Annotated in this window: 10 protein-coding genes; 3 read left to right on the top strand and 7 right to left on the bottom strand. The window is 40.1% G+C overall.

Going from position 1 to position 13,214, the window contains the following annotated elements; all coding sequences use genetic code 11:
* The first annotated feature begins 310 nt into the window (after positions 1–310).
* On the top strand, positions 311–2,539 hold the full coding sequence (locus PYV58_RS04420; protein WP_034615467.1) for a phospholipase C, phosphocholine-specific: 2,229 nt from the start codon (positions 311–313) through the stop codon (positions 2,537–2,539).
* 107 nt (positions 2,540–2,646) lie between these two features.
* On the opposite strand, the gene PYV58_RS04415 is transcribed toward PYV58_RS04420, so the two are convergent.
* From PYV58_RS04415 to PYV58_RS04395, 5 genes are all read right to left on the bottom strand, one after another.
* On the bottom strand, positions 2,647–3,390 hold the full coding sequence (locus tag PYV58_RS04415) for an ABC-type transport auxiliary lipoprotein family protein (protein ID WP_034615463.1): 744 nt from the start codon (positions 3,388–3,390) through the stop codon (positions 2,647–2,649).
* Positions 3,380–5,047, bottom strand: a complete 1,668-nt coding sequence (locus PYV58_RS04410; RefSeq protein WP_167468956.1) for an MlaD family protein — start codon at positions 5,045–5,047, stop codon at positions 3,380–3,382. The genes PYV58_RS04415 and PYV58_RS04410 overlap by 11 nt, the downstream gene beginning before the upstream one ends.
* Before the next feature lie 11 nt (positions 5,048–5,058).
* Positions 5,059–5,865: a paraquat-inducible protein A gene (locus tag PYV58_RS04405; protein ID WP_034615461.1), complete on the bottom strand. Its 807-nt coding sequence runs from the start codon at positions 5,863–5,865 to the stop codon at positions 5,059–5,061.
* On the bottom strand, positions 5,862–6,503 hold the full coding sequence (locus PYV58_RS04400) for a paraquat-inducible protein A (protein WP_051671048.1): 642 nt from the start codon (positions 6,501–6,503) through the stop codon (positions 5,862–5,864). Before PYV58_RS04400 ends, PYV58_RS04405 begins: the two co-directional genes overlap by 4 nt.
* Before the next feature lie 241 nt (positions 6,504–6,744).
* Positions 6,745–7,638, bottom strand: coding sequence for a LysR family transcriptional regulator (locus tag PYV58_RS04395; protein ID WP_034615457.1), 894 nt, complete (start codon positions 7,636–7,638; stop codon positions 6,745–6,747).
* Between the two features lie 100 nt (positions 7,639–7,738).
* Here PYV58_RS04395 and PYV58_RS04390 point away from each other — a divergent pair, with 100 nt between their 5' ends.
* On the top strand, positions 7,739–9,079 hold the full coding sequence (locus PYV58_RS04390) for an MFS transporter (protein ID WP_034615455.1): 1,341 nt from the start codon (positions 7,739–7,741) through the stop codon (positions 9,077–9,079).
* Complete coding sequence (locus tag PYV58_RS04385; RefSeq protein ID WP_034615453.1) at positions 9,072–9,479, top strand: hypothetical protein; 408 nt, start codon at positions 9,072–9,074, stop codon at positions 9,477–9,479. Before PYV58_RS04390 ends, PYV58_RS04385 begins: the two co-directional genes overlap by 8 nt.
* A 237-nt stretch (positions 9,480–9,716) precedes the next feature.
* On the opposite strand, the gene PYV58_RS04380 is transcribed toward PYV58_RS04385, so the two are convergent.
* Both PYV58_RS04380 and PYV58_RS04375 read right to left on the bottom strand, forming a co-directional pair.
* On the bottom strand, positions 9,717–10,949 hold the full coding sequence (locus tag PYV58_RS04380; protein WP_051671051.1) for an HlyD family type I secretion periplasmic adaptor subunit: 1,233 nt from the start codon (positions 10,947–10,949) through the stop codon (positions 9,717–9,719).
* A 79-nt stretch (positions 10,950–11,028) separates the two neighbouring features.
* Positions 11,029–13,212 carry a type I secretion system permease/ATPase gene (locus PYV58_RS04375; protein WP_034615450.1) on the bottom strand — a complete coding sequence of 728 codons (2,184 nt, stop codon included), beginning with the start codon at positions 13,210–13,212 and terminating at the stop codon, positions 11,029–11,031.
* Between the last annotated feature and the right edge of the window lie 2 nt (positions 13,213–13,214).

Genomic DNA, 13,214 nt, shown 5'->3' with positions numbered 1-13,214 from the left:
TTTTATTTTCTATTTCTATCTGGATTTCTGTCTCAATTTCTAGCGCTATTGCCATGTCAATGATTTGTCATAAAGGTGACACCTTGCTGTCACAAGTGCTGTCTAATGTGTGGGCATCTTTATAATGGATGAAACACATGTTAAGAAAATCAAAACAATGGCTATCCTACATTTATATTTTCCCCATTTTACTGGCACTCACAGCTTGTAATGATTCAAATGATGATAAGACCAGCACACAGCCTGATGGATCTAAAAAACCATTAATGCGTTGTGCACCATAAACATAAAAATACTAAAGGGAAATATTGTGATTAATCGTCGTCAATTTTTAGCAAATACACTTAAAACAAGTTTTGGTGCTGCTGCCTTATCTACATTTCCAGCCAGCATTCAAAAAGCATTGGCTATTCCTGCAAATAATAAAACAGGAACCATTCAGGATGTCGAACATGTGGTGATCCTGATGCAGGAAAACCGTTCATTTGACCATTATTTTGGTACATTAAAAGGCGTTCGTGGTTTTGCCGACCGCTTAACCATTCCTTTGCAAAATGATCGTACTGTATGGCAACAACAACGAAGTAACGGTACCTTATTAACCCCTTTTCATTTAGATGGATCGAGTAATAATGCACAACGTGCACCCGGTACAAATCATACTTGGGTGGATAGCCAAAAAGCTTGGGACAACGGCCGTATGTCAAATTGGCCAACCCATAAAACTGATTATGCAATGGGTTATTTTAAAGAGCAGGAAATCCCTTATCAGTTCGCTTTAGCCAATGCTTTTACCATTTGCGATGCGTATCACTGTTCAATGCACACAGGTACAGATGCCAATCGTTCATTTCATTTAACCGGCACCAATGGCGCAGTACCGACCAGTACTGCGTTTGTGAATAATGAATGGGACTGGATTGATGGCGATCCCCAAAATGTAGATATCGGCTACACATGGAAAACCTATGCTGAACGTTTAGAAGAGGCAGGTGTTAACTGGATTTGCTATCAAAATATGCCGGATGAATGGGGCGATAACATGCTCGGTGCATTCCGTACCTTTAAAAAAGCCAATATTGCTTCAGGCTATCCAGTTTCAAGTGGTGGTGCGCCAAATAGTCCATACAATAAAGCAGCGCAACCGTTACCTTATAAAGCTTATGATGCCACAACCGATAATGCTAAAAATCCACTGTATAAAGGTATTGCAAACACCCTGCCCGGCAATAAACCCGAAGAATTTTTAGATGCTTTTAAAAATGATATCAAAACAGGCAAACTTCCCCAAGTGTCTTGGATCAATGCACCTTCTATCTATTGTGAACATCCAGGTCCATCCAGCCCAGTACAAGGTTCTTGGTTTATTCAAGAAATCTTAGATGCTTTAACAGCAGTGCCAGAGGTTTGGAGTAAAACCGTTTTCTTGATCAATTTTGATGAAAATGATGGTTATTTTGACCATGTTCCTTCTCCATCAGCACCGACCTTACAAGCAGACAATACTTATGCAGGTAAATCCACACTTAGCCAAGCTGATATGCAGCATGAATATTATCTACATGACGCGCCACTAGGCAGCAGCAGCCAGCCTAAAAAAGACAATGGTGTTTATGGACCAGGCCCACGGGTACCACTCTTTGTAATTTCACCATGGAGTCGTGGTGGTGTGGTTAACTCTCAAGTGTTTGATCATACGTCAGTATTAATGTTTTTAGAACAACGCTTTGGGGTAAAAGAAACGAATATCAGTCCTTATCGTCGTGCGATTTGTGGTGATTTAACCTCAGCATTTAATTTTAAAACCCCAAATGAAGATGTACTGCCAGAATTAAATGGTAAACAAACCCGTGAGCAAGCAGATCAACTTCGTTCAGCTCAGCAGAAATTACCAAATGTTCCGATTCCAACCAATTTACAACTTCCAATTCAAGCCAGTGGTATTCGCCCATCTAAAGCATTGCCTTATGAATTACATACCAGTGCACGTTGTCAAAATGATGGAACAGTCAAACTCTTGTTCTCGAATACAGGGACTCAAGGTGCAGTTTTTCATGTCTATGATAAGTTAAATCTCAGCCGTGTCCCACGTCGTTACATTGTAGAAGCGGGTAAAACACTGGATGATGTTTGGAATGTGAAAAAGGATAATCAAGGTTTGTATGATCTTTGGGTAATGGGACCAAATGGTTTTCATCGCCATTTCAAAGGTGATTTAAATCGTAATCAAAGCCTGCAAATCAATCCTGAAATTCGAGTGTGTTATGATATTGCCAATGGTAATGTTTATTTAGACCTAACCAACATGGGCATAAAAGATGTTGAATTGGTCATTAGCCCAGTCGTCTATCGTAGTGATGCAGCGTTAAAAATCACTGTAAAAGCAAGTCAAACATCAACGCGACATTGGGAATTGAAAGATACATGGCAATGGTATGATTTTGCCGTAACCTGTACTCAGGATACTAAGTTTTATCGACGCTTTGCAGGACGCGTTGAAACAGGTGCAGATTCTGTCAGTGATCCAGCGATGGTTTAATATTTAAAGAATTTTAAATATTCAGTTTTTTAGATTGTTAACACTGAATCAAATTTAACAGCACCCCAGATTTATTTAAAACTGGGGTGCTTTTTTATAGTGCTTGCTTAGGAACAAGTCACCCCTTCCATCACTACAGCTTTATTGGCTTCTGTCGCAACAACAGAAGCGGCAATCGCTTCAACCACCTTACTCAATGACTGCCGTGAAACACTGACAATATCAACAATTTTATTGCCATCTGCACCAACTGCATCGGTAAATGCCATTCGACAACTGAGTTGTCGGTTCGGCAAAACTGCATTTTGTACACCTGTTGGCTGATTTAAGGGTCTGGCTGGATCATCACGTTTAATAATCCAAGCAACTGCCACCTCAATATCCCGATTCATTGCACCCATTAACGAACGTGTGTTGGAGTGTTCGATAATATCAAACCGAGAAAAGTCGGTTGCAATACGGTAAGAGACTTTGCCACCCGTCATACCACTGCTGTAACGATCCACAGCACCTAATTTCTGTTGCAAACCCGCAGACAAACCATCACGTAACTCTGCCCCCAACGTGGACGTCCAGCGTTCGTTATCCAATACATTAGATTTACCACTGCTGTCCTGTAAGACCAAAGGCGCCCTGTTTAAACGGTCGGGTAATCCCACTGGCAGGACTTCAATCACCCGTACATTTGAACTCACCAACGGTTTAACCGTTGGCGTCAAACTATAGTAGTTTGGTGTAGGCGAACTGGAACAGCCAGCTAAACCCACAATGGCCAGTAACAGACCACAACCTGCTCGACTAGACTGCGGCAAATAGGACAGAAAATGTGAGCTATTTTTTTTATTTAGCATTCTTAACCTCAGGCGTTTTCCCACGAATGAGTGATTCTGGGTGTTGTTCAATATAGTCAGCCATTAACTGTAAAGATGCGGCAGCACGTGTCATTTGCTGTAAAGCACGGCGTACATCCTGTTGCATTGGCGCATCACTGGATAGAATGGTTTCAGTAGAGCGCATGGTTTTACGTACATCATCCAAAGTCGCCTGTAGTCCTGGTGCGACTTTCCCATCTAACTGCTTCACCAGTTTATCTGTAGAGCTAATCGCTGAATTCATATTATTGAGGGTTTTACGTACATCCTGCCCAATTTCCACCAATGGGAATTTATTCAGTTTATCCGCAATTTGCGATACTTGTGCTTGTAATCCCTTCAACTCGGTTGGTGTGGTTGGAACCTCAATCACACCATTTGATCTGATGATTAAGTTTGCTGGTTTTGCTTTAGGGAATAGATCAAAGGCGATATAGTTCTGCCCTGTCAGTAGATTTCCAGTGCGCATCTGAGCACGCCAGCCTCTTTCGATAAAGCGTTTAAAAATCACACCATCAGGATCAAGTTCTTTGCCATTGGCTAAACGAGATGGATAAATGACCCCCTCAGCGCGCATCCGAATCTGAGTATAATTTGCATCAAACTCCGCATTAATCGACTGAATATTACCAATTTCAATCCCCATAAAGTCAATCGGTGCACCTGCTGACAAGCCACGTAAAGACTGATCAAAATACATGATGATACGATGTGGATTTCCATCTGGCTCTTTCAAAGCTTCAGTACGAGAATCCCATAAATTAAAACGACTTTGATCCGAAGCAACAGCAGCATGTGAATTCTCAGGATAACCGAAAGCAATCCCGCCAGCGATAATACTCACCAGAGACTGGGTATCTAGTTTAAATCCTGATGCACTTAAGCTGACATCGACACCACTGGCCTGCCAGAAACGCGCATCTGTGGTCACAAACTTATCATAAGGTGCTTGAATAAAGGTCTGTAACTCAACACTCTTACCATCTTTGGCCAACTGATAAGCCGTGATTTGCCCCACATTGATCTGACGATAATAAATAGGAGAACCGATATCCAATGAGCCTAGGTTATTGGCTTTGAGGAAAAAGATTTTACCTGGTACATCTGATGAGATGACTGGAGGAACTTCTAAGCCAGTGAACTCATCCTGTTTTTGTTCTGCCTTACCACCATCGACCTCAATATAAGCACCCGACAATAAGGTATCAATTCCTGAGACGCCACTGGCACCAATGCGTGGGCGAACCACCCAGAAGCGTGAGTCTTTTGCAGCAAAATTACTGGCATCCTTACGCAGTTCAATTTTGGCAATGACATGTGAATGATCATCGGCAAGATCAATTTGGCGAACAAGACCGATATCCACTTGTTTAAAACGAACAGTCGTCTTACCTGCAACCAGCCCTTCAGCCGTTCTAAAAGCAACATTAATGGTCGGACCAGTATCTAATACCGCTTTGACTGCCAACGACAGTCCTATCAGCAAGGCAATAAACGGAATCAGCCAGATCAACGATGGTCGCCAGCGTCCTTTATTTTTCTCAGGTTCAGGCAAAATCTGCTGCGTTTCATCTACAGCATGAGGATCCTGATGATCTGAGCTTTCGTTATTGGTTTTATTTTCAGACATACACACCCATCATTGTTTTATTGACTGGAATTGGATAAATCATGATTCAAGGGAGCATGATCCACGTGAATCACATCTGAGCCTTGCAGGGAAAGCCCGTTCTTGTTGCGCGTATTCTGGGCAGCAGAATAATTATCCCAAATAATACGCGGGTCAAAACTCAGTGAAGCAAACATGGTTAAAACCACGACTGCACCAAAAGCAACCGCGCCCGGCCCAGCGAGAATAGTTGCCAGTGATTGAATCTGAATCAGGGCGGTCAATAAAGCCACCACAAAAACATCAATCATCGACCATCGACCGATAAACTCGACAATCCGATAAAGCATTGAGCAATGCTCAGGTGAAAAATGCAAACGTTTAGAAGACTGCATTTTTACTGCAATCAACAGAAAACACAGAATTAAAAGTTTTAACATGGGAATAAAGATACTGGCCATAAAAATAACAGCAGATACCAAATAATCCCCATTCTGCCAAAAATAGATCACACCACTCATGATCGTATCTTGCTGACTGCCTAACAAAGAATCTGTGACGGTCATCGGAAGTACATTGGCTGGAATATATAAAATACTCGCCGCAATCACCAAAGCAAGGGTTCTGTCTAAGCTCTTTGGTTTACGTTGATGCAGCACACTATGACATTTCAAGCAATGTGAAGCATGTTTTTCTTCAACCTCTGAAAGCTGTTTATTGAGTGTTCCACAGCAATGACAAAGCACCAAAGACAAATCTTTGGCTCTTGGGTATTGCAGCGAATTTTTACTGTCGATATGCGCTGAGTATTTTGAAAAATTAGCCTGAGACTGTTCAGTTTTCATGAGAGTCTCCTGTCGATCTCATCCCAAAGATCTTTGACTTTTACTGAGGCAATATAAACCAGCAACACACTCAGTATGGAGAATCCCCATAATGCAACACCTGGAATCACCACAACCATCCCGACCAGTTTAACCAAGGTGACCAATACCCCAATCAAAAATACTTCAACCATTCCCCATGTTCTAAATAAAAACAGAGTACGAAATGCTGCAACTAAATAACGAGGCCGAACTTTAAAAAAATGAACTGATGAAAGTACATAGAACAGCAGTAATAAATCCAATAGAGGCACCACGAAAGTCGTGATAAGAATCAACACACCTACTGGCCCTTGCCCGGCATGAAACATTGCCCATGCTGCACCCAGTAATGTTGTCTGGGAATCATTCCCCTGCAATTCCACCTTAACAATCGGAAAACTATTGGCAATCACAAATACGATCAGCGCTGTTGTTACCATTGCCAGTAAGACACTAAATGGCTTGCTTTGCCGATAAAGCTCAGCACCACAACAGAGACAATAAGCACGCTCACCTTGGGTCAGCTGAATTCGATGATAGAGCGTGTCACATTCCTCACAGGCAACCAGCGTTTGCGTTGCAATATCAGCCTTTTGAATCAATGCTTGCTGATTCATAGGGGTAGAAACTGGCGGACAGGAGGACGGTTCACGCATAGAACATCAACACCATTTTATAAATTCTTTTTAGACCGAAGCTCATCTTGCTATATTTTACTGAGCTGTATACAGATGAGTTGTGATATTTTTTGATGATATCCTGTTGGTTTTATATAAACAATTGATCTGGCGAAATCTAGTCTAACAATTGACCATGCATTTTATCTGTTTGCAATAGCAAATGCCTATTTTGACATGATTAAAGACACAGTCGTTGCACCAAAAAATCGATAAAGACACGGGTTTTTGCTGGCAAGGTTCCCGTATTCGGATAGAGCAATTGGACATTTTGTACAGGTAAATCAAAATCAGCTAACACCCGAATTAAACGATTTTGCTGAATATCTTCATCGACCAACCAAGCTGGCGATATCGCAACGCCCAATGAAGCAAGTGTCATCTGATGTATCGCTTCTGCCGAATTAGATTCATACTGACTTCTAACAAAAGGCAATGTATGTTTTTCACCTTGATCATTTTGTAAAACATATTGCGCATCCTGCCAATTCAATAAGCGATGACCAATCCAAGGAACATGTGCTAAATCAGCAATGCTATTGATTGGATAACGTTGTAAAAATTCAGGGCTGGCAACCAAATAAATCGGATATTCAGCAATTTTTCGTGTCCGCATTGATGAGTCTTTTAAGTTTCCCAACCGAATGACCAAATCTAATTTTTCAGTGACTAAATCATCTAAGGAAGAATTAAATGAATATTGTAGTTGTAATTGAGGATATTGGCGGCAAAACTCACCCAGCAAAGGTAAGATGAATTTTCGTCCAAATTCATTGGTTGATGAAAAACGCAATATCCCTGTGATACTTGTGGCTAAGTTTTGACTGCGCTCAAAAGCTTCTTCGATTTGCAATTGAATGTGTTTGAAATCCTCATAAAAGCTTTTACCTATTTCAGTCAGTGCGATATTGCGCGTATTACGAATCAACAAACTCACATTTAAATGCTGTTCTAAATGCTTGATATCAATACTCACCATCGATCGACTTAAACCCAAAATCTCCGCTGCCTTGGTAAATGATCCTGAATCAACCACTTGCAGAAAACTGATAATCTGTTTTAGGTTTTTTTGCATAATCACACTGATTGTTTGAAATTATTAAACAATGATTTTACTTCGCATGCATCGACAATAAAAGGGCTGAATCGTACCCTCCTGCATCTTGGAGGTCGCTATGTCATATCGCTATAAAATAGCAGCAGTGTTTTTACTTGGGTTCTTTATTGATTGCATCAATATTTTCATGTCAGCAATTGCCTTACCCGATATAGCAACAGCTTTCTCAGTCAGCCCATCGATGGTTGCATGGGTAAGCAATGCTTATATTTTAGGTTTGGTTTTAATCATGCCCATGAGCTTATGGTTAGCAAGCGTATTGGGTGATCGGAAATTGCTGTGTTATTCAATGCTGCTCTTTTCCGTCAGCGTTTGGTTGATTGGCATGAGTGAATCAATCCATAGTTTAATTTTTTGGAGATTTGTTCAAGGTGTTGCTGGCGGATTATTAATCCCTGTCGGTCAAGCATTGGTATTTGCACTGTTTCCAAACCATGAACGGCAACGTATCTCCACAATGATCATGGCAATCGCATTAATTGCACCCGCCTTTTCACCAACGATTGGCGGCATAATTATTGATGCTTTATCTTGGCGTTGGGTGTTTTTTGCCAATATCCCCTTTACCATGATCACTGCTTTTTTAGCATGGCGATGGATCAAAGAAACTCAAGCTAAAACGTCTGGGAAACCTGACTTTTTAGGACTGTTTATGGTCAATGTCAGCCTGTTGTGTTTGTTACTCTCTTTCTCATTATTTAATGATTACCATAGTGTTGTACTCGCGATCAGTAGCTTTCTACTTTCCGTCACAATGCTTCTGATTTATCTCAAATACGCGAAAGGATCTGCTCATCCAATCCTTAATTTGCAATTGTTAAAAAATTATAATTTACGCAATGCATTTATCGTTTATTACGCAGTACCCGGTATTTTTACTGGTGTGAATTTACTGAATATCTTTAATTTACAACGTAACCTTGGGTTTAATGCAAAACAGACTGGCTTATTTATGCTGCTCTATGCAGTGGGTGCATTGGTATCGATGACCAGTGGTGGGCTTCTCTATCGTCATCTCAGTAAAAAGCAGCTTTTTATAATCGGTATTACGCTACATAGTTTAGGAATTTCACTGTTGTTCTGGGTTTCAAATGCCAATGATTTAAGTACCTTAATTGTTGCTTATCTACTGATGGGAATGGGTGGTGGTCTAAGTGCCAATACTGCCCAAATCAGTGCCCTCATCGATTTTAACGGCCAAGACTTATTACAAGGCAGTGTGCTGTGGAACATTAATCGACAAGTCGCTTTTAGTTTAGGTACAGTTGTCCTTATTTCAATCTTTAGTCTATTGCCTGCTGCAAATGACTTACTACGTTATCAGCATACTTTTTTGCTTGCAGCTGTGCTGTGCCTCTTATCATTAATTTCCATTTTTAAGGAGAAAACCCATGTCTAATCCTATGGACAATGCATTACAACATGTCATCGATTTACATATTTTGATTGAAAACGTATTTACAGGTCAAAATGCAAAAGAAAGCTTGAATCAACTCTTAGCCAGTTTTGACCCAAATTTTAAAATGATTACGACACAAGGCAATGTCATTGGTTTACCCGAAATAAATGCCTTGTTTAGCCAAAATGTAGGTAATAAACCTGCGTTAAAAATTAAAATCTTGAATACACGTGCTTTATTTGAAGCAAACAACCACTGCTGGATTCAATACCAAGAACATCAACAAAGCCATGAACCTGATACATTACGCATATCGACGGCTTGTATCAAAGTTGAATCTGGTCAATGTTATTGGGTTTATCTACATGAAACATTGGTCAATTTAGCCTCATCGAGTTAGCTGAATTAACCGCTATTGGTTTAGCTCGAAATAATGTTATTGAATAAACTTATACAAGATTGAGGCTATTTGAACGCGATAACTCAGCATTAAACAATGAACTATTCTATTGTTTAAAGAAGTTTTCATTTCAGCAAAAATCACCTCCCCCAATCTTGACCTATCAACGACAAGGTCATATTTGGGGGATAGATAAAACATGAAATGACTCTAACTTAACCGTTTAAGTAAGTGGCTTTATCTCTCTTGTAAAGCTTGTTTCATCCGCGTAATCGGTTTAATCAAGTATTGAAATACGGTCTTCTCACCGGTCTTTACATCAACAGTGGTCACCATGCCGGGAATAATCGGAAGCTTTTTCCCTTGTTTATCCACTAAACTATTTGCATCGGTTTTGACCAAGATACGATAGTAGACTTCATTCTGGTTTAATTTCAATTCACTATTACGTTTATCATTACTCAGGGTATCTGGACTAATCAGTGTCACCACCCCCTCTAAACCGCCATAAATCGAATAATCATAGGCACTTATTTTAACGACAGCAGGCAATCCGGGACGAAGAAAAGCCACATCCTGTGGGCGTATATAAGCTTCAACCAAAAGTTTGTCATCTAAAGGAACAATTTCTAAAATATCTTGTCCTGCATTGACCACACCGCCCACTGTATTAATTTTAATATTTTTCACAATACCGCGAAGTGGTGCTTTAATAAATGAACGGTCAACAGGATCGGCACGCATCGCCATATTTTCTCGCGCCTGTGCCAATTCAGCTTCTGTTTTTACCAACTCATTATTCGCATCGGTTAAATAGCGATTTTTCCGATCTAAAATTTGCGCACCCAGATCTGCGGATTGTCGTTGCATACGCAATACTTCCACATTTGAAACCAATCCCTGCTGTGCCAGCGGTTGGGTAATCGAAATCTCATGATCCAAGAAACTTTTACTGGCTTTTAATGCTTCGATCGCATCGACCATCGATTGTCGTCTTACCGTATAAGCCTGATATTCTCTTTGCTTTAATTCACTTGAAATCTCTTGAGGAAATATAGGCTTCGTCTCTGTAGTTTCCGCTTTCAGTCGTGCTGCAATTGCGGTTAAATTTTCAACCTTAGCCTCGCTCTCTCTTAAAATAGCAGAACTGCGAGTATCATCCAGTTTGAGTAGAATTTGATTTTTTTCAACAACATCCCCTTCTTTCACTCTCATTTCCATGATAATCCCAGGGTCTAAGCTTTGAATAATTTGCTCACGACTACTAGAGATAATACTTCCTTGACCTCGCGTCACCTCTTCTAAGGTACTGTTATACGCCCAAATTAAAAATACGACGATTAACACGAATAGCAAAACAATTACCGCGAAATAGCCATAGTGTTTTTCTTGCTGTAAAGCGCCATTCAAATCATTTAACAGCTTCAAATCAGATTGGCTGATTGGGGGCTGTTTAGTTTGTTTTTTCATTTCTTTCACTTACTTAATCTGCATAATCATAACAACATCGTTTCTCATCCGACCAAATTTTGACGTTTAAAACATCAGGTTATTTACGGATCCGAGCACTGACACTCACTCGATGAACTTTGGGTTTTACAGAAGGAATATTTTGCGGCTGTTGTTGAACTAATTTGGCAAGAATCTCTGCTTTAGGACCATCCATCGTAATGGCACCATTTTCCATCACAATAATACGGTCAACCAATGCAAGGACTTGGGGACGATGGGTAACCACCAATAATGTTCTTTGTTTTGCCCAGTTTTGAAGCGCATCTAAGGCAGATAATTCTGTTTCTTGATCTAGTCCAGTGGTGGGTTCATCAAGCAGTACAACTTGTGGATCTCGTAAGGTTAATCTTGCTAAAGCAATGAGTTGCTTTTGCCCGCCAGATAACCCTAAGCCGTTTTCACCGAGTTGCATGTCTAAGCCTTGCGGATGCTGATTGATCACCTTATCGAGACCAAACTGATGTAAGACATGCATTAACTGTTGATCAGTTGAAAAATGATCAGTTCTTGCCAATTCGAGATTGTCCCTAAGCGTACCCAAAAATAAGCGAGGACTTTGGCTAAGCAAACTGACTTTGCTTCGTAAATCATTTGGGTCGATTTGACGTATATCAATATTGTCTAAAGTAACATGACCTGCATTGGCCTCATAAAGACCACTTGCGAGTTTTAATAAAGTACTTTTTCCACTGCCAATATGTCCCAAAATGGCAACTTTTTCACCTGAGTTAATATTTAGGGTTATGTCTTTGACTGCTGGTGCTGCATCTCGTTGATATTGAAATTGGATATGCTCAAAAGCGATCTGGCCTTCGACCGATGCTAAACTGATATATTGACGGCTAGGATCGCGTTCAATAGGTCTTGCAACAATATTATTAATCCCTTGTAAGGCCAATTTAGCTGACTGAAATTTAATCGCTAAACTGGCTATTTGGGATAATGGCGCAAGTGCTCGACCAGATAAAATCACCGAAGCAATCAATGCCCCCATGGTAATTTTATAATCGGGATTACTGCTGTGAATTAAATAAGTTCCGAATACCACCAAGAAGACAGTATTTATCTGCTGCATACTTGCGGCAAAATTCACCACCAAATTACTTAAATTTCGAACTTTAATCGAAGATACAGAAGTTTTTGCAGTGAAATTATCCCAACGTTGCTGCGCCCAATTTGTGGCATTATTGGTTTTTAACGTCTCGATTCCATCAATTGCTTCAACTGCCAAGCCTTGTCTTTGAGATGACTCCTTCATAGACTCATTGATATAGCGAGCCAATGGTCTTTGCACAAAGAAGCCCACTGCAATCATAATTGGGATTAAGGCCAAGGGCACAAAGGCCAGCTTGCCACCGACTAATCCAATCACACTGATAAATAAAAATAAAAAAGGCAAATCAACAATGGTCAGTAAACTCGCACTGGTCATAAACTCGCGAATCGCTTCAAACTCACGTAGATTATTGGCATAGGCCCCAGCCGAACTTGGACGATCGACCAAACGTAACTGCATAACGCGTCTAAAGAGTGCTGAGCTAATAATTAAATCTGCTTTTTTACCGGCAATATCAGTTAAATAAGAACGAATTAATTTAGAAATAAACTCAAAACTAATCGCGATGATCACACCAATACTTAACACCCATAATGTTTCAAAAGCTTGGTTTGGAATAACACGGTCATATACATTCATAACGTATAGTGAACTTAATAAAGCTAAAAAATTAATCATCAGTGTTGCCAATACAACTTGATAATAATATTTTCTAAATCGCCAAATCACCTTCCAAAACCAAGCTTTAGGCAAATGATATTCAGGTAAATCAGAACGTAAGTCTGATTGAACTTTTGGCTTAATAAACCAACAAAATCCTAAGTACAATTGTTCCAACTGCATTGCAGTGATGACTTTAGTCATCCCATCTGTTTGCAATAAATGATAAGTTCGTTCGTCAGCATGATATGTAACTTCGGTAATCACCGCAGCTTCTTCATTTTTTAATAAGATCGTGGCAGGTAAAGCAAGTGTTGGAATATCTTGTAAAGATCGCTTCGACAATTGGTTATCAAAACCATAACTCCGTAAAACTTCTGTGAGCGTGCCATAATCAATCTTTAAATCTTGATCACGCCCAACCCGTGCCAATAAAGCAGCTTCACTAATCGGACTACCTAATAATTTAGTCGTTAATGCGATATGTGAAATAATAGATTTCATGT

This window comes from Acinetobacter sp. TAC-1, assembly GCF_029025845.1.
In the GTDB taxonomy this organism is placed as follows: Bacteria; Pseudomonadota; Gammaproteobacteria; order Pseudomonadales; family Moraxellaceae; genus Acinetobacter; species Acinetobacter guillouiae.
This window is presented reverse-complemented; position numbering and strand designations above follow the sequence as displayed.